Origin of the sequence: Streptomyces sp. NPDC046900, from assembly GCF_040644975.1 — a bacterium.
GTDB lineage: Bacteria > Actinomycetota > Actinomycetes > Streptomycetales > Streptomycetaceae > Streptomyces.
Genome location: NZ_JBEYXD010000095.1, coordinates 12,140 through 29,711, shown reverse-complemented (window position 1 = coordinate 29,711; position 17,572 = coordinate 12,140). Strand labels below are relative to the sequence as shown.

The window sequence follows — 17,572 nt, the reverse complement described above, 5'->3', positions numbered from 1 at the left end:
CGCTGGAGATCACGATGGAGGAGGTCCTCGTCGTCGCGAAGGCGGTACGACGAGGCGTCAGCCGCGCCCTGCTCAGCTGCGACTTCCCGTTCGGCTGTCACACGGTCATCGTAGGGGCGGCGTCACGGCTGGCCGTTCTGGATCCAAGCCACGTACTCCTGGCGAACGAGGAGCGGGAGCAGGGCCAGCCTTGCTCAGCACAAAATGTGCCGCCCATAGCGCTGCTGGCCTGCTGCCAATGAGCGACCGGGAGAAGGAGGTAGAGATCCTCGCCCTGCGCCATCAGATCACGGTGCTGGAGCGCCAACTCGGCAAGAAAAGGCGCGGTTCAGCCCGAGCGACCGGGCGTTTCTGACGGCGCTGCTGCACCAGCTTCCCCGGGACATGCTGCGCAGACCGCGGCTGCTGGTGCGCCCAGACACGCTGTTGCGCTGGCACCGCAGCCTGGTCGCGCGCCGCCACGCGGCCGTTTCCCGACCGAAGCGCCCGGATAGACCGCGGGCCCTACACTCCGTCCGGGCCCTGGCGCAGCGCCTGGCACGGGAAAATCCCACGTGGGGCTACCGGAGGGTGCAAGGCGAACTGGTGATTCTCGGCGTGAGGGTGGCCGCCTCCACCCTATGGGAGATCCTGCGGGAGGCCGGGATCGACCCGTCACCCCAACGGAGCTCAAGTACGTGGGCGGACTTCTTGCACTCGCAGGCCGAGGCCCTGCTGGCGTGCGACTTCTTCGGGACGGTCACCCTGACTGGGGCACGACTGTACGTGTTCACCGTGATCGAGCACGCCAGTCGACGAATCCGGGTCCTGGGCGCGACCGCGCATCCGACGGCCTCGTGGGTGGCGCAGGCCATGAAGAATCTCGCCATGGACCTGGAGGACGCCGGCTTCCGGGCGCGGTGCCTGATCCGGGACCGGGACGGGAAGTTCCCCGCGCTGTTCGACGCGATCCTCGCCGATGCGGGGGAGGATGAACTCGGTCATGGAACGCTGGGTGCAGACCTGCCGCCACGAGCTACTGGACCGGACCTTGATCTGCAATCAGCGGCATCTGCTCTACGCCCTGCGGGAGTTCGAGCGGTTCTACAATTTCCACCGGCCCCACCAGGGCATCGCGAACGCCCGCCCACTGAACCCGTTGCCCTCGCCGATCGCCGATCCGGCCCAGATCGCCTGCCTCGAGGTACGAAGACGCGATCGCCTTGGCGGCATTCTCCACGAGTACGAACATGTCGCATGAGCTGCCCGGACGAGGATTTCGGCAAGGGCAGGGGCGCCAGGGCCTCGACGAGCACCGTGCGCTCGTTCGAGGCGATCAAGCAACATGACCTCGATGCCGCCCGTACCGTGATGTCTGCTCACCTGGACCGAACGGCCCGACGCGTCACCCAGGAGTCCTGAGGCCAAGCTTCCCTGACGAATCGGGCCGGATGCAGAGGCATCCGGTCCGATCTCGTCTTCAGCTGCGACGATCAAGGACGGCGGCGCCTCGCTCCGCGCCGGAGGCGTGCTCGAGCGCGGCCTGGTCGGCGTTGATCGCCATGGCCCGGCCGCCCAGTCACCACGGCAACTCCGTCACGTCGATCACCCCGCACGCATCCGGCCCGGCCGGCCCCGACCCTGCGGGCCCGCGGGCGGAATGGCTCGCCGCGCACCTTCGGCGATGTTATGTTGCTAGCAGGATAATGGATAGACCATCATCCGTCTCAAGGAGTGCCGATGTGTGACGACTCGCCTCTCCGTCGGCCCGCCGACGAGCTGGCCTCGTTCGCCGGCCACCAGGTCGGCATCATCCGCTTCTCCGTCGAGGCAAGTAGTAAGCACTCGGCGCCCACCATCGTGGTCTCGCCCGACCGCTCCGCCTACGACGTCGGCATGTTCGAGCGCCACGAGTAAGTCCAGTCCACAACTCCACCGCGACCGAGAGGATCTCATGATCGAGACGACCACCAGGACCACCCCACCGAGCCGGCTCGAGGAGCCGTTCTATCTTCCGGTCCACGATGAGGTCGCACTCTTCACCGCGGCGTACGAGCAGCGCATCCCCGTGCTGCTCAAGGGGCCTACCGGATGCGGCAAGACCCGCTTCGTCGAGCACATGGCCTGGCGCATCTTCGGCGGGCGGGCCGACGCACCTGCGCAGCCACTGGTGACCGTCACCTGCCACGACGACATCACCTCGGCCGACCTGGTCGGCCGCTACCTGCTCTCCAGCGAGGGGACGACGTGGCTTGACGGGCCGCTGACCCAGGCCGCGCGCAGCGGGGCGATCTGCTATCTCGACGAGGTGGTCGAAGCCCGCAAGGACACCACGGTCATCCTCCACTCCCTTACCGACCACCGGCGTACGCTGCCGATCGAGCGGCGCGGCGAGACGATCGAGGCCCATGACAACTTCCTCCTGGTGGTCTCCTACAACCCGGGCTACCAGGCCACCGCCAAGGACCTCAAGCCGAGCACCCGGCAGCGCTTCATGGCGATCGAGTTCACCTATCCCGAGTGCGACCTCGAGGCCCGGATCATCGCCCACGAGGCGGGCGTCGACGAGGCCACCACACGCGACCTGGCCTTCCTAGGCAAGCAGCTGCGGCGTCTCGACGAGGCCGGGGTGATCGAGGGACCGAGCACCCGTCTGCTGGTGCACGTCGGCAGGCTGATCGCGCGCGGCATCGCGCCGCGGCGTGCGTGCGATGTAGGCCTGGTGCAGGCGTTGAGCGACGACCCGGACGTCCAAGAGGCCGTGACCCAGGTCGTCGGCGCCATCTTCCTGGACTGAGCATGACCAGCCTTCGTGAAGCCGCGGCCTTGGAGGTCGCCGCCGCCGAGGACCGGACGCGCCACTCGCTGGCGCTCTACTACCGTGCGCTCTGCGGCGAGGTCTGCTCCCTCGTGCCGTACGACGATGGGTCGAGCCCGTGGGAGCACGCCGACACCGAGACGACCGTCTGGCTGCCGCGCCAGGCACCGTTGGACGACCACGCCGAGTTCACCGCCGACGAGTGGTACCAGGTGGCGATGACCCACCGCGCGATGCACCGGACGATGGGCACGTTCGAACTCGACCTCGATCGTGACGAGCCCCTCTTCCCCCGCCGGCGACCGCGGGAGGCCGGAGACGGACACGTCCCGTCATTGCAGCGCTTGGTGGGCCTCTTCGGCGGTTCGGTGCTCGGCGTCCACATCTTCGCCACCTGCGAGGACCTCCGCATCGACGCTGCGACCGACCGACTCCTGCCAGGGCTGGCAATGCCCGCGAAGGGCGTCCGCCACGGCGCCCTCCACGAGCGCCCGCAGCCAGCCGTCCTCTTCCCTCGGGCCGCCGCGATCGAGGCACTGGTGCGCTTCAGCCTCGGCGGTTCGCTGGTCCGGGCAGCGACCTCGATGCACGAGCCGATCGCGCGGATCATCGCGGTCGCGCAGCGGCTGCGCGACCCACGTGCCCGTGTGGAGTCCAGCGTCGAGGCGGCGCTGCGGATCTGCGACGTCCTGGTAGGCCTGCCGACCGAGGGGGCCCACCGTTCAACGCACGAGGCACGGTTCGCCGAGCTCGACACGACACTCGACGAATCCGACTTCGACACCGCGACGCTCTCCGAGCGGATGACGGGCGTCGAGGGGTTCGCGGGGTGGTACCACCCGGTGGCATACCGCGACTGGCCCGGCCCGCGCTATGTCGGCGCTCCTGCATCGGACGCTTCCCTGGAGGCCTTCCTGCCTCAGGTCGCGCAGGCCTCGACCGCTCCGGCGCACGGCGACGGCAACGACGATCAGGACAGCGCCGACGAGGTGCCGAGTCGGGCACCAGAGCGCGCCGCCGGCTCGGTGGACCCCAGCGCCACCCCCGACATCCGGCCCCTGGTGCCACTGACCGGTGATGAGCCGTGGGCCGACCTGGAGACCCGGCTGCAGTCGCGCAACGCGAACGAGTTCGTCTACCCCGAGTGGGACAGCTACACCGCGACCTACCGTCCGGACTTTACCCGGGTACGTGTCATGGGCGCACCCATCCAGCATGCCGACCACAGCCACTACCGTGCACTCGCGCGCTACGGGCACCTGGTCGGTCCGCTGGTGCGGGCGCTGGAGCGGGTCCGTCCCGGTGGGCGGACGATCACCCGCCGTTCCCCCTCCGGGGACGACCTCGACCTCGACGCCTGCATCGACGCCGCGATAGACCTTCGCACGGGCGTCGAACCCTCCGACCGCGTCTTCACCGACCTGCGCCAGCGCCGTCGTGACGTCGCGGTGGTCTTCGCCCTCGACCTCAGCGGGTCAACGGCGATCGCGCTGCCACCCGACCCTGAAACGCCCGGCACAGTGCGTAGTATCCTGGACCTGCAACGCGACTCCGTCAGCCTGGTTGCCCAGGCCCTTGAGCGGGTCGGCGACGAGTACGGCATCTACGGCTTCAGTGGCAGCGGCCGCGACGACGTACGCCTTTCGGTGGTCAAGGACGTCGAGGAGCGCGCCACATCGGCGGTCTGGCACCGGCTCGGCGGTCTCCGGCCCGACCACACCACCCGAATGGCGCCGGCGATCCGGCATCTGACCCAACGCCTGCGCAAGGTCGAGGCGGCGACCAAAATCATGCTCGTCATCTCCGACGGGCGGCCCTTCGACATCGACTATGGCCAGCAGTACGGCGAGGAGGCGATGCTCGGGTATGCCGTCGGCGACACCGCGCGAGCGCTCGCCGAGGCCCGCGACGTCGGCGTGCACCCGTACCTTCTCACCGTCGACCCCGACGGGGCGGACTATCTCGGCGCCGCCTACGAGCCAGGCGCTTACCACGTCATCGCCGACACGCGACAGCTCCCCGAGGCACTGGCCGCGCTCTACATCTCCGTCCGCGGCTCCTCTTGATCCGTGTCGGCGGCCCAGCGCCTCCGACAGACAGCCGCGGACGGTCACCCACGACGAACCGGCCCGCACCCCGGAGGGTGCGGGCCGGTCTCACTCGTCTGGCGTCACTTGCCCTGGTGCTCGGTGTACTCCGGAGCGTCCTCGAAGAAGTGAACGTTGTCGTAGCCGAGGTGGCGGAAGATCCGGTTCCTCACCGACAGCAAGTGAAGCGGGGTGCCATCAGCGGCGAAGTGCTGAGCGACGGTGTTCTGCGGCACGTAGATGGTGTCACCCTGGCGGAACTCGTGGCGGGTCGGCTCCTTGGCGATCCGGGCGTAGTACTTCTCCGCGATCTCCGCCTCGACCTCCCACTGCAGCGAGTAGCCGTCGCCCTCGAGCACGTAGAGGATCTCGTCGGCCATCTTCCAGTACTTGCCGGTGCGACCACCGGCCGGCGTGGTGACCTCGAAGACGTCGATCGAGAACTGCCGGTGGTTGGGAGTCGTGGGGCTGTTCATGTCGCGCATGTAGCCCATGGGGGTGTACTCCCACTTGCCGTCGGTCGGCTTGACGACCTTCGACATCTCCTCGACGCCCGGTGTCCAGACCGGCGACCAGTCCTCGCGCTCACCGAACTCGTCGGGGCGGTCGATCGGGCCGCTGCGACCCTGCTGGATCAGGCCCATGAACATCCACGTGCTCTTGGCCTTCATGACCAGCGCGCGAGCGCGCTGGTCGTACGGGTTGTAGTGCCTGTGGACCGAGTCAGTGTGGACGAAGCAGAGGTCGCCCTTCTCCCAGTCATAGCGCTTGTCGTCGTGGATCTCGTAGCCCTTGCCCTCCAGGATGTAGAAGGCGGCCTCATTCTGGTGGCCGTGGCCGTTGTTGGCACTGTCCGCCGGAAACTCGTTGAAGTGGATCTGGATGGTCTGGGTGAGGAACGGCTCGTCACCCGGGCCGACGCGCCACCAGGTCCGCGTCTTCGCAGAGTCACCCGAGTGGGCAGCGTTGTCGCCGGTGTCGACGACGACCGAGTCGTCACGGACCCGAGGGGCCGCAAGCTGCGCGCGGCGGAACTGGTTGAGCGTGTACGTCTCGGAGGTCATCCCCCGCACGAACGTGCGGTCCTTCTTGGCCATGGTCTCTCGCTTTCAAGCGGCACGCGCGAACAAGACGAGTATAGGGCTAAATGTATGACCAATCTAGGCGCAGTGCGCAAGTTGCTGCCCAGCCCTACGACTTGCTCGCGCCCACCAAGCCCCCACATGGCCATAGACCGCATGGAGGCATCATGACGTCCGCCCGTCAAGGCACTCATCATCGGCGCCAGCCAGGCCGCGTACAGCTGGCCACGTCACTGCGCGAGCTCGGCGACACCGACCCCGTCGTCCTGGTCGGCAGCGAAGCACGCCCGCCGTATCAGCGTCCGCCGCTGTCGAAGGCCTACCTCGCCGGCAAGGCGATGGCAGAGTCGCTCGAGTTCCCTGCACTGGAGTGGTACTCCGAGAAGCAGATTCTCACATCACGAGGCGGCGTACTCCGAGGCAGGCTCGAGGATGTGGGTGTTGTCGTAGCCCAGGTGCTTGAACACCCTGTTCTGGGCAGACAGCAGTCGCAGCGGCGTACCGTCTGCCGCAAAATGCTGCGCGATCGTGTTCTGTGGCACGTACACCGTGTCGCCGGGGCCGAAGGCGTGACGCGTCGGTGTCGTCGCGACCCGGGCGTAGTACTTCTCCGCGATCTCGGCTTCGACCTCCCAGTGCAGCGAGTAGCCAGAGCCGTCGAGCACGTAGAGCACTTCGTCGGCCATCTTCCAGTGCTTGCCGGAGTGGCCCGCGGCCGGGACGGTCAGCGAAAAGACGTCGGTGCTGAACATCCGGTGGTCGGTCTGCTCTGGCGAGTTCAGCATCCGTACCCGGCCGAGCGGAGTCAGCTCCTCAGGGATCTGCGAGGAGCGGAAGACCTTGCTTCGCTCCTCCACGCCCGGCGTCCAGATCGAGCTCCACGGGAAGCGCTCGCCGAACTCCTCGGGCCGCTCGATCGGACCGCCGCGCCCCTGCTGGAGGAGGCCCATGAACATCCAGGTGCACTTCGCCTTGAAGACGATCATCTCGGCGGGCTCGTCGTATGGGTTGAAGTGTTGGTGAACGGAGTCGGTGTGTACCGAGACCAGGTCGCCGGCCTGCCAGTCGTAGCGCAGTCCGTCGTGGACCTCATAGCCGCGACCCTGGGTGATGTAGAAGGCGGCCTCGTTCTGGTGGCCGTGGCCCTGGTTCTGTCCGCCCGGTGGCAGTTTCACCAGGTGCACCTGGAGCGTCTGGGTGAGGAACGGGTCGTCCCCCGGCGCCAATCGCCATTCGACCTCGGCCTGGTCGCCCTCATCGCTGGAGTAGCCGGCACCCTTGCCGGTCGCCATCACGACGTCGGTGCCCCGGACCCGGGGTGCGGCAAGCTGCGCCCGCCGTACCCGGTCCAGTCCGTACGTGGCCGAGTCGAGGCCTCGTACGAAGATGCGACCCATCAGTCCATCACTCCATAGAGGACGCCACCGTCGACCACCAGATCCGTCGAGGTCACGAACCCGGCGTCGTCAGAGACCATGTAGGCCACCGCACCGGCGATGTCCTCGGGCTGACAGCCGCGGCCCAACATGTTCTTGCGCGGACGGTTCTCTGGTTCCTCGTCGCGGCCGACCGGCGAGCCGACCTTGTTCGGCGTCACCGAGTTGACCCGGATGCCGTGCGGGGCCAACTGCGCCGCCATCGATCGCGTCATGTTGATCACGGCCGCCTTCGCCGCCGGGTAGGCCAGTGCGTTGGGGCGGGCGCGGTAGCCCGAGGTGGAGCCGATGTTGACGACCGCGCCGCCGCGGCCACCGGCCACCATCTTCTGGCCGGCGTACTTGGTGCACAGGAAGACGCTGGTCAGGGTCACCTGGAGCACCTTCGCCCACTCGTCCTCGTCGAGGTCGAGGACGGTCGCGCCGCGGTCGGTGATCGCGACGTTGTTGACGAGGATGTCGATGCCGCCGAAGTGGCTCGCGATCGCCTCCATCGTCTTGGCGACCGAGTCCTTGTCAGCGACGTTGCACAGGAACCCCTCCGCTGCCCCGGGCGTCTCGGCGTTGATCGCCTTCACCGTGGCCTGCGCGCGCCCCTCGTCGAGGTCGACGACGGCGACCTTCGCGCCGTCGTGGACCATCCGGGCCGCGATCGCGGCACCGACGTTCCGACCGGCGCCGGTGACCACGGCGACCTTTCCTTCCAGACCCATCTCAGGCCTCCTTCGTAACAATGGGGGTCAGTGCGGCGCGGGCCGCTTCGGTGGCGGCTGTGTCGACGACCAGGCCCTCCTGACTCCGCGTCAGCACGACGCCGTACGTCGCTTGGGCTGCCGCGGTGGAGACGTAGCCGTTGCGGACATCGGCGAGGACCCGCTGCGGGTCGCGCTCGGTCGGCAGGCCGTAACCGCCACCGCCCGGCGTCTCCAGCAGGAACGTGTCGCCGACCTTGAGCGGGAGCTCGGCGTAGCGCGAGGGCAGGACGCGTTCCTCGGGGGTGCCGGGGTTGATCGTGAGCTTGCCGACCGTGCCCTCACCGCCGCCATCGACGCCGAGCGGCGCGATCTTGTGGCGGGTCGAGCGCAGCGAGAAGCGGGCCGGCTCCAGCACCTCGTACTCACGGCGGATGCCAAGGCCGCCGCGGAAGCGGCCGGCACCGGCGGAGTCCCGGATCAGCTCGCAGCGCAGCACGCGGGTCGGGTACTCCGACTCAACGATCTCGATCGGGGCGATCTTGCCGTTGGTGTGGTTGACCGAGGAGCCCGACACACCGTCATGGTCGGGGCGGGCACCGGTGCCACCGCCGAAGAGCTCGTACTGAACGTACTTCTTCGTGCCCGGCTCGCGTCCGCCGCTCATCACGAACGAGCGGCTCGCGCAGCCGTCCGCACGACCGCGGCCGGGAACGATGTGGCTGAGCGCCTCGAAAAGCGCGTCGACCACCGCGTGCACGGTCGGGTTGTAGGTGTTGACCGCGGCCGGGAAGTGCGGGTCGACCACGCTGCCCTTGCGGGTGACGATGTCCATCGCGTCGAGCAGGCCGGAGTTGACCCAGGTCTGCGGACCGAGCAGCGCGATCACGGCGTACGCGCAGGCCGCACGGAGCAGCGGCGGACGGATGTTGGCGGCGCCGCTGGTCTGGTCGTCGGACTCGGTGAAGTCGAAGGAGATCCTGTCGCCGGTCTTGGTGACCGTGACGTGGACCTTGTAGGAGTGGTCGAGGTTGATGCCGTCGTCGTCGACGTACCGCTCGGCCGACGCGGTCGCGTCCGGCCAGGAGCGCACGGCCGCCCGGACCCGCTCCTCCGAGACGGAGAGCAGCTCGCGGAAGTAGGCGAGGAGCTCGTCCACGCCGTGCTTCTCCGCGATCTCGGCCATACGACGCTCACCCAGGCGTACCGAGCCCAGCTGGCCGCGCATGTCGCCGACCACCACCGTGGGCGTCCGGCTGTTGGCGGCGATGATCCGCTCGAGATCACGGATGGTCTCGTAGTTGCGCTGGTAGGTGACGGCCGGCAGGTGCAGACCCTCGTTGTAGATCTCGGTCGCCGCCGCCGAGCAGCTGCCCGGTACCGGGCCGCCGATGTCGCCCTTGTGGGCCATGCTGGCGGCGAAGCCGAGCAGGGTGCCGTCGATGAAGATCGGGCAGATGATGAAGAAGTCCGGCGCGTGGGGGCTGCCACCGAGGTGGGTGTGGTTGATCAGGTACGCGTCCCCAGGCCTGAGGTCGTCGCCGTACTCGTCGAGCACCGCCTTCGCGCACGCCGGGAAGGCGCCGATGTGGAGCGGCAGCACGACGTGCTGGGCGACGACGCGGCCGGCCGGGTCGAGCAGCGCACAGGACGCGTCCTGCGACTCGCGGATGATGGTCGAGAAGCCGGTTCGGAAGAGCGAGAGCTGCATCTCCTGCACCAGGCCGTTGAGCCGGGCCCGCAGGATCTGGAAGGTCACCGGGTCGATGGTGGCGCGGGCCTTGTCGGCCGTGGACTGGGTGGCGGTCATCGCGCCTCCTCCTGCTGGACGGGAGTGATGAAGATGTTGAGATACGCGTCGACGCGGGCCTTCTGACCCGGCAGGACGACAACCGTGGTGTCCTTCTGGTCGACGATGGCCGGCCCCTCGAACTCGTGGCCCACGTCGAGCAGGTCGCGGGCGTAGATCGGGGTGTCCGCCATGCCCTCGGCGAAGCGCGCCGGACGGTTGCCGACGACGGCGTCCTCTACCGCGCGGCCGGTGGCCTGGTGCTCCACGAGGCGAACCTCAGGCACGACACCCCGGCCGGTCATCCGGTAGGAGACGACCTCGACCGGCTCGTCGGGCGCCGAGTGGCCGAAGCGCTCCTGATGCTCGACGTCGAAGGCCTTCCTGACGGCACCGAAGCCTCTCTCCTGGAGCATCACCTTCGTGACCGGCACGCGGAGCTCGTAGCCCTGGCCCTTGTAGCGCATGTCCAGGGAGGGGTCGAGCTGGATCGTCGCCTCGGTGAACCCCTCTTCCTCCAGCTCGGCGCGGGCCGCCGCCGAGAGGTCGTCGACGATCGAGGTGACCGTGGCGACGTCGAGCGCGGACAGGTCCGACAGGTGCGAGCGCACGTGGTCGTGCTGGACGTCGGCCATGAGCAGGCCGAGCGCGGAAAGGACACCCGGGTGGGCGGGGATCAGTACCCCGGCCATGTGGAGATCCTGCGCCATCGCCGCGGCGTGGACCGGGCCGGCACCACCGAAGCCGATGAGGACGAAGTCGCGCAGGTCGTACCCGCGAGCGGTGGAGATGCCCCGGATGGCCTCTTCCATCTGGATGTTGACCACGTCGACGATGCCCTTGGCCGCCTCGACGACATCGAGGCCGAGCTTGTCGGCGACTTCGGCACGGACGGCCTCACGGGCCTTGTCGATGTCGAGCCCGAAGTTGCCGCCCAGGCGGGAACTGCCCAGGTAGCCCAGGACGAGGTTGGCGTCGGTGACCGTGGGCCGGGTGCCGCCTCGGCTGTAGCAGGCGGGCCCCGGGACGGAGCCGGCGCTGTCCGGGCCCACGTTGAGGACACCTTGGGCGTCCACGGAGGCGAGGGTGCCGCCGCCGGCGCTGACGGTGTCGATGTCGAGCGCGGGGAGGGCGACGTGGCGGCCGGAGATGACGCCCCCGGTGCTCAGACCTGGCTGGGCGCCCTCGATCAGGGCGACGTCACACGAGGTGCCCCCCATGTCGAAGGTGATGACCTTGTCGATACCGGTCAGACGGCTCAGGCGCGCCCCGGCGGTGACGCCGCCGGCCGGACCGGAGAGCAGCGTCGCCGCTGCCTTCTCCCCCGCCTTCTCGAAGGTCGAGGTGCCGCCGTTGGACTGCATGACGTACGTCTGCGGCGTCGTGACGCCGAGTTCGGTGAGCCGGCTACGGAGGTTGGCCAGGTAGCGCGCCACGATCGGCTGGAGGTAGGCGTTGATCACGGTCGTGCTCAGCCGCGGGTACTCTCGGATCTGCGGCAGGACGTCGCTGCTCAGCGAGACCGCGACCTCCGGCAGCTTCTCGGCGATGATCTCCCGGACCCGGCGCTCGTGTTCCGGACGCAGGTAGGAGAAGAGCAGGCAGACCGCGATCGACTCGACGTCCTCATCCGCGAGGCGGTCGACCGCTGCACGCACGGACTCCTCGTCGAGCGCGATCAGTTCACTGCCCTGGTGGTCGAAGCGGCCGACGACCTCGCCGGTACGGCTCTCTGGGGCCAACAGCGCCGGCTTGTCGTACTCCAGGTCGAAGAGCGCCGGGCCGTGCGGACGGGCCTGCTCCATGATCTCGTAGATGCCGCGGAACCCGTCGGTGACCAGCAGCCCGGTCGTGACGCCCTTCTCCTCGAGGAGGGCGTTCGTGCCAACCGTCGTGCCGTGACAGAAGTAGCTGATCGCGCGGCTGTCGCCCTCGACGAGGAAGTTGCCCACGCCCTCGATGACCGAGACGGAGGGATCGTGCGGCGAGGACAGGATCTTCGCGATCTCGATCTCACGGGTCTCCTCGTCGAGGAGGACGAAGTCGGTGAACGTGCCGCCGGTGTCAACGGAGACGCGGAAGCGACCCATTCACTGCTCCTTGGGGGTGTAGAGGTCGGCGATGTCCGCGACCGTGATGTGCTGCATGGCCTCCTGCACGGTCGTCGCGACCGGCAGGTCGACGTTGACCGAACCGGCCATCTTCATGGCGTTGGCGAGGTCCTTGTGGTGCCAGGTGAGACGCATCAGCTGCATCTCCTTCAGGGTCCGGCTCGCGGGCGGGGCGTCCATCAGGGCCGCGCGGAGCAGCTCCGGCTCCACGCCGAGCTCACGGCCCAGGCGAAGCGCCTCGACGATGACGGAGAGCTGGCCCCAGTGGCAGAGGTTGTTGACGGTCTTGCCGACCTGACCCGCGCCGAGACCACCCAGCAGGTGGACGGTCCCGCACCAGGGCTGGAGCGTAGGGCGGACCTTGTCGAGGACGGCGGCCTCGCCACCGACCAGGAGATTGATCGTGCCGGCCTCGGCGGCACGTACGCCGCCGGTGAGGGCGGCGTCCAGCACATCGACTCGGTGCGTGGCGGCGAGTGCGGCCACCTTCTCGCAGGTGTCGGGCCGCACCGAGCTGCAGATCAGGATGGTGCTGCCCGCAGCCGCCTGGGCGAGGATACCGTGCTCGTCCGAGCAGACTGCGATGACGTCGTCGTCGGTCGGGACGAAGACCAGCACGACCGAGCTGGCGGCACCGAGTCGCCTCAGGTCGTCGACCGGCTTGACGCCCTTGGCGGCCGCCTTGTCGAGGGTGGCGGTGTCGGTGTCGTAGGCGTACGTCTCGTAGCCGGCAGCCGCGAGCAGCTCGGCGGCGGGGCGTCCCATGGCTCCGAGGCCGATCACGCCGACGGTCGGATCGCTTTTTGAGGACATGACGAACTAGACCCCTTGTCTGTTGTGAGATGCGGGCGGGAGTTGGCGCCACGCGGGTGAGGGAGAGAGGAGGGGGTCGGCCGACCAGGCATGGGTCAGCGACGCCAGCGCAGCAGGCGGCGCTCCAGCAGCGTGACGAGACCGATGCCGATCAGCACCAGGAGCATCAACAGGATGATGCCTGCGTACACACCCGGGGAGTCGAAGAGATCGGTCGAGTTGCGGACGTAGTAGCCCAGGCCGCTGTTTGCCGCGACGAATTCGCCGACTACGACACCGATCATCGCGAAGGACACGCCGGCCTTGAGGCCGGCCAGGATCGGGACAGTGAGCTGCGGCAAGACCAACTGGCGGACCATCACCTGACGGCTGGCGCCCATGATCCGCAGGGTGTTGGCCAGGCCGCTTGGGATAGTACCCATGCCCATGTAGACGTTGTAGAACATCACGAAGAAGACCGTCATCGCCGCGATGGCGATCTTCGAGCCCAGGCCGATGCCGAACCACAGCAGGAAGAGCGGCGCCAGCGCGATCTTCGGGATGCTGTTGAGAGCGGCCAGCAGCGGCTCGATCAGGGCGGCTGCGATCCGCGAGCTGCCGAGCAGGACACCGACGACGATGCCGCCGACCATGCCGATGACGTACCCGAGGACGAGCTCCTCGGTGGTGATCCCGATGTCGGGCCACACATCGCCGCTCTTGAACAGGTCGTAGAGGCGGTGTGCCACCGCGGTCGGACTGCTGATCAGATACGCGGGGACCACCCGGCCCGAGCACAGCTGCCAGGCAGCGACGAGCACGACGACGATCGCCAGGCGGCCGAGGGTGATCTGTGCCGTAGCCGGTACGCGCAACGCGCGAGCCCGAGCGCCGGCTTCCATGTCGGCCGCCTCAGGGGGGGCCTTGGTCTGGGAACGCTGCATGACACTCATGGCGCCTCCTCTCAGATCTCGCTCTTGAACAGCGACCACAGGTCGTGGTGCAACTCTGCGAAGCGCGGGTCGGAACCGATCTCGTAGACGTCTCGCGGGCGGGGCAGGTCGATGTCGACAATCGCCTTGACCGTGCCTGGACGCTTCGTCATCACGACGACCTTGTCGGAGAGCGTGATCGCTTCGTTGAGATCGTGCGTCACAAAGAGGACGCTGCGCCGCTTGTTCGACCACAGGTCGAGCAGCACACCCTGGAGGACCGTCTTCGTGATCGCGTCCAAGGCACCGAAAGGCTCATCGAGAAGGAGCACCTCGGGGTCGTAGACCAGCGTGCGCGCGATCGCACAACGCTTCTGCATGCCGCCGGAGAGCTGGTGCGGGTACGAGGTCTCGAAGCCGTCCAGGCCGACCAGGCGGATCCACTCCTGGACCAGCTGCTCTCGCTCTCCCTTGGCGAAGCCACGGATCTTCAGCGGGAGCTCGATGTTCTGGGCGGCCGTCAGCCAGGGCAGCAGGTTGGAATCCTGCGTGACGTACCCGACCTCGGTGTTGACGCCCTGTACCGTCTTGCCGAGTGCCTCGATCCGACCCGAGGTGGGCTGGAGCAAGCCGGCGACCATGTTGAGCACGGTGCTCTTGCCGCAGCCGCTCGGCCCGACGATGGAGCAGAACTCGGTCGCGCCGATGTCGAAGCTCACACCTTCCAGGGCGTTGAACGCCGGTCGGTTGGCCGGCGTGAACCGCTGCTCGACATCGATGATGCGGATCGACGTCGGGTTCGCCGCCCGGCGCGGCTCGGAGGCCGAGCTGGGGACGCTGGTGGGCTGGCTGAACGACATCAGTTACTCCCGGAGGCCGACATCGCTGCGGTGTCGAGGTACTGGTTGGTCCACAGGCCGTTCTCCTTGGCGTCGACGCTGCCGCTGAGCTGACCCATCTCCTGAGAGACCTTGACGGCGTCGTCCCACATCGCCTGGGTGAAGGTGCCGTTGGTGGTCCACTGCACGCTCTTGAGGCTCTTCATCAGCTCGTCCTTGCTGTAGGACGGGAAGTGCTTCTGCTCCAGGGCGATGACCTTGTCGGGGTTCGTCGCCATCAGGTTCTCCGCCCGCGCGAGCGCCGTCGCGACGCCCTTGGCCTCGGACTTGTGTGCCTGCGCCCACGACGGGTTGGTGATGGCGATGTCGTAGGCCATGGTCTTCATCGCGGGGACCTCCGTCGCGTTGGCGATGATCTCGCTGTTCGCGTGGTCGACCATGTAGTACGTCGACGGTGGCGAGCCGACGAAGACCTGCAGGGTGCCGTGGCCCAGGGCGGCCGAGCCTGCCGCGTCGGAGCCGACGGTGACGAAGTCGACCTTGCCCGGGTCGGCACCGTTCTGCTTCATCATCAGCTTCAGCACGGACGTGCCGGTCGAGGAGATCGCGGCGTCCTTGGCGCCTTCGAGCCCCTTCATCCGCTGACTGAGCGGCTGGTTCGGCGCAATGCCGCGCTTGCCGTCCCAGTCTTTGGTCGTCACGATCTGGACTGAGACGCCGTGGTCAAGGCTGGCGATCGCCTGCAGCTTCACTCCCTTGCTGGAGGCCAGCAGCAGCGCGGTCGAGGAGAGCGTGGCGAACTGGATGCTGCCTCCCTGCAAGGCGGCGGTGGTCTGGCTGCTGCCCTGCAGCTGCTCCGTCTTGACGTTGACGCCGGCGTCCTTGAAATAGCCCATCTTCTCGGCGACGTCGATCGTGGAGAAGCCGATGGTGTCGACCGCCTTGCCGATCGTGACGGTCGGGAGGCTGGAGCCCGAGGCCGAGGAGTTGCCGCCGCAGGCGGTGAGACTCCCGGCGAGCAGGAGGACCGAGGAGATCGCAGCCGTCAGGCAACGGCGACTACGACGGTGGAGCGACATGTGAAACCCCCTGTGAGGATTGCCTGAACTCGGGTGTCACGCGGCCCCGTCGAGGGCCGACAGCTCGGGACGCTAGTGGCGAAGATTCGTATGGTCAATCCATTGGCCCGATTAACTTTGTAAATGTGGTTACGTAACCTGGATGAGCGATCTGGCGACGCAACCGCGCGGTACGTCGACACCCCGACACGGATGGAAGCGGGATACCCTCAGCCCATGTCCGACGATCTGACCTACGTCTCCCAGGAGCTCCGCGTTGCCATCGGACGCGTCGCCCGACGGCTGCGCCGCGTCTCGTCCGAGGGCGACGCCGAGGGAGCAGTGAAGTTCACCGAGTTGCTCGTCCTCCTCCGGCTCTCGCACGAGGGCGCGCTCTCCCCTACCGAAATCGCGCGCCATGAGAAGGTCACCTCCCAGGCCATCGCGGCCGTGGTCCGCGACCTGGAGACGTGCGGACTGGTCACCCGCGAGGCCCACTCCACCGACGGACGCCGCACGGTGATCGCGCTGACCCGAGCCGGCCGGGCCGCGCTCGCCAGCCACGACCAGGCCGCGGCCCGCACGATGGTGGAGGTACTCGACGAGCGCTTCTCCTCCGGCGAGATCCGGCGCCTCACCTCAGCCATCCCGCTGCTGAACCGGCTCGCCGACCTGATCTGAGTAGACCGTATGAAGCGTTCGGAACCCGTGACCGGCTTTGGGCTGGGGACCCATGCCCCCGCGTAAGTTGACGCGGGTTGCCTGCCGGTGAGCACGGTGGCGGGTAGTGCCGCAATTACCGGGAGGCACCGGATGTTTTCCGAGCGTACTTCGGTCGGCCTGGATGTCCATGCCCGCTCCACCACGGCGTGGGCACTGGACTGCGAGGCCGGAGGGATCTTCAGCGAGCGCCTGGTGGCGAACGCGGACGATGTGGTGGCCTGGGTGGCCCGGCCTGCCGCAGCCGGCCGCGGTCGCCTACGAGGCCGGGGCGAACGGGTTCGTGCTCGCCCGTGCCCTGGAGGCGGCGGGGATCCGCTGCGTGGTGGCGGCGCCGTCGAAGATGGAGCGTCCCGCCAGAGAGCGGATCAAGACCGACCGGCGCGACGCCCAGCGGCTGGACGAACTACCCGCGGTGCATGTCCCCGATCAGGTCCAGGAAGCCGCCCGGGACCTTGTCCGCAGCCGGGATGACGTCCGCCGGGACCTGACCCGCTCCCGCCACCGCGTCTCCAAGCTCCTGCTGCGCCAGGGCCGGGTGTACTGCGGCGGGACCGGCTGGACACGGCAGCACCACCGATGGCTCACCGCCCAGCGGTTCCCCGACCCGGACACCCAGTTCGCCTTCGACCAGGCGCTGGAGCAGGTCCTGGCGCTGGAGGCGCTGCGCGGCCGGTTCGACCGGCGCATCGCCGACGCGGCCGCACGGCCCCAGTGGTGGCCGGTGGTGCGCCGGCTGTCCTGCCTGCGCGGCATCGACACGCTCTCCGCCTTTGGGCTGGCCGCGGAGATCGGCGACTGGCACCGGTTCGCCGGGGCCACCATCGGCGCCTATCTCGGCCTGGTCCCCAGCGACCACTCCTCCGGCGCCAGCCGGTCCCAGGGGCCGATCACCAAGACCGGCAACACGCACGTCCGACGGCTGCTGATCGTGGCCGCCTGGCATCACTACCAGCCCTACCGCTACCCCAGCGCGGCCCTGCGCCGTCGCATGGAACGGGCCCCGGCCCCCGTGTTTGCGCGCGGACCGCGGCAACCGGCGGCTGCACCGACGATGGGAGAGCTTCCTTGCCCGCAAGAAGAGCACGAACGTTACCGCCGTGGCTGTCGCCCGTGAACTGGCCGGCTGGTGCTGGAGCTTGGCGGTGATGGACTGACGCTTGCTGCACCGGCCCCACAGAACGGCCAGCGGGAAGGCCGGGCCGTGCAGCGCGAGGGGCGATGCCCGCGGACCCTA

15 protein-coding genes and 2 pseudogenes are annotated in these 17,572 nt (G+C 68.3%); 8 read left to right on the top strand and 9 right to left on the bottom strand.

All coding sequences use genetic code 11. The features are described 5' to 3' along the window. From ABZ904_RS43260 to ABZ904_RS43235, 6 genes and pseudogenes are all read left to right on the top strand, one after another. A pseudogene (locus tag ABZ904_RS43260) lies at positions 1-242 on the top strand (hypothetical protein); the annotation flags it as partial. Further along, positions 239-1,240 (top strand): annotated as a pseudogene (locus ABZ904_RS43255) (integrase core domain-containing protein). The pseudogenes ABZ904_RS43260 and ABZ904_RS43255, both read left to right, overlap by 4 nt. After that, positions 1,237-1,401, top strand: coding sequence for a hypothetical protein (locus tag ABZ904_RS43250; RefSeq protein WP_361002745.1), 165 nt, complete (start codon positions 1,237-1,239; stop codon positions 1,399-1,401). Before ABZ904_RS43255 ends, ABZ904_RS43250 begins: the two are co-directional and overlap by 4 nt. 318 nt (positions 1,402-1,719) lie before the next feature. Further along, a complete protein-coding gene (locus tag ABZ904_RS43245; protein WP_359404957.1) occupies positions 1,720-1,896 on the top strand; it encodes a hypothetical protein in 177 nt (58 codons plus the stop codon). A 37-nt stretch (positions 1,897-1,933) separates the two neighbouring features. Then, the gene (locus ABZ904_RS43240; protein WP_359404954.1) at positions 1,934-2,776 is read left to right on the top strand and encodes a CbbQ/NirQ/NorQ/GpvN family protein; all 843 of its coding nucleotides are present in this window, start codon (positions 1,934-1,936) and stop codon (positions 2,774-2,776) included. A 2-nt stretch (positions 2,777-2,778) separates the two neighbouring features. Then, on the top strand, positions 2,779-4,863 hold the full coding sequence (locus ABZ904_RS43235) for a hypothetical protein (protein ID WP_361829616.1): 2,085 nt from the start codon (positions 2,779-2,781) through the stop codon (positions 4,861-4,863). A 104-nt stretch (positions 4,864-4,967) separates the two neighbouring features. Here the strand turns inward: ABZ904_RS43235 and ABZ904_RS43230 are convergent, their stop codons facing one another. From ABZ904_RS43230 to ABZ904_RS43190, 9 genes are all read right to left on the bottom strand, one after another. Further along, the gene (locus ABZ904_RS43230; RefSeq protein ID WP_359404948.1) at positions 4,968-5,981 is read right to left on the bottom strand and encodes a cupin domain-containing protein; all 1,014 of its coding nucleotides are present in this window, start codon (positions 5,979-5,981) and stop codon (positions 4,968-4,970) included. A gap of 383 nt (positions 5,982-6,364) precedes the next feature. Next, a complete protein-coding gene (locus ABZ904_RS43225) occupies positions 6,365-7,363 on the bottom strand; it encodes a cupin domain-containing protein (protein ID WP_359404945.1) in 999 nt (332 codons plus the stop codon). Continuing rightward, positions 7,363-8,115 carry a glucose 1-dehydrogenase gene (locus tag ABZ904_RS43220; protein WP_359404942.1) on the bottom strand — a complete coding sequence of 251 codons (753 nt, stop codon included), beginning with the start codon at positions 8,113-8,115 and terminating at the stop codon, positions 7,363-7,365. Before ABZ904_RS43220 ends, ABZ904_RS43225 begins: the two co-directional genes overlap by 1 nt. A gap of 1 nt (position 8,116) precedes the next feature. Beyond that, entirely contained in the window at positions 8,117-9,904 is a 1,788-nt protein-coding gene (locus ABZ904_RS43215) for a hydantoinase B/oxoprolinase family protein (RefSeq protein WP_361002736.1), read from the bottom strand. After that, positions 9,901-11,973 (bottom strand): hydantoinase/oxoprolinase family protein, encoded by a 2,073-nt coding sequence (locus ABZ904_RS43210; protein ID WP_361829613.1) that lies wholly within the window; start codon positions 11,971-11,973, stop codon positions 9,901-9,903. The genes ABZ904_RS43215 and ABZ904_RS43210 overlap by 4 nt, the downstream gene beginning before the upstream one ends. Beyond that, positions 11,974-12,807 (bottom strand): NAD(P)-dependent oxidoreductase, encoded by an 834-nt coding sequence (locus ABZ904_RS43205; RefSeq protein ID WP_359404933.1) that lies wholly within the window; start codon positions 12,805-12,807, stop codon positions 11,974-11,976. 95 nt (positions 12,808-12,902) lie between these two features. Then, the gene (locus ABZ904_RS43200; RefSeq protein ID WP_361829611.1) at positions 12,903-13,739 is read right to left on the bottom strand and encodes an ABC transporter permease; all 837 of its coding nucleotides are present in this window, start codon (positions 13,737-13,739) and stop codon (positions 12,903-12,905) included. An 11-nt stretch (positions 13,740-13,750) separates the two neighbouring features. Then, positions 13,751-14,578 carry an ABC transporter ATP-binding protein gene (locus ABZ904_RS43195; RefSeq protein WP_359404927.1) on the bottom strand — a complete coding sequence of 276 codons (828 nt, stop codon included), beginning with the start codon at positions 14,576-14,578 and terminating at the stop codon, positions 13,751-13,753. Continuing rightward, entirely contained in the window at positions 14,578-15,636 is a 1,059-nt protein-coding gene (locus tag ABZ904_RS43190) for an ABC transporter substrate-binding protein (RefSeq protein ID WP_361002726.1), read from the bottom strand. The genes ABZ904_RS43195 and ABZ904_RS43190 overlap by 1 nt, the downstream gene beginning before the upstream one ends. A gap of 216 nt (positions 15,637-15,852) precedes the next feature. Between ABZ904_RS43190 and ABZ904_RS43185 the strand changes: the two genes are divergently transcribed. Next, positions 15,853-16,296: a MarR family transcriptional regulator gene (locus tag ABZ904_RS43185; RefSeq protein ID WP_359404921.1), complete on the top strand. Its 444-nt coding sequence runs from the start codon at positions 15,853-15,855 to the stop codon at positions 16,294-16,296. 250 nt (positions 16,297-16,546) lie between these two features. Next, positions 16,547-17,452, top strand: a complete 906-nt coding sequence (locus ABZ904_RS43180; RefSeq protein WP_361002720.1) for an IS110 family transposase — start codon at positions 16,547-16,549, stop codon at positions 17,450-17,452. Positions 17,453-17,572: the final 120 nt, after the last annotated feature.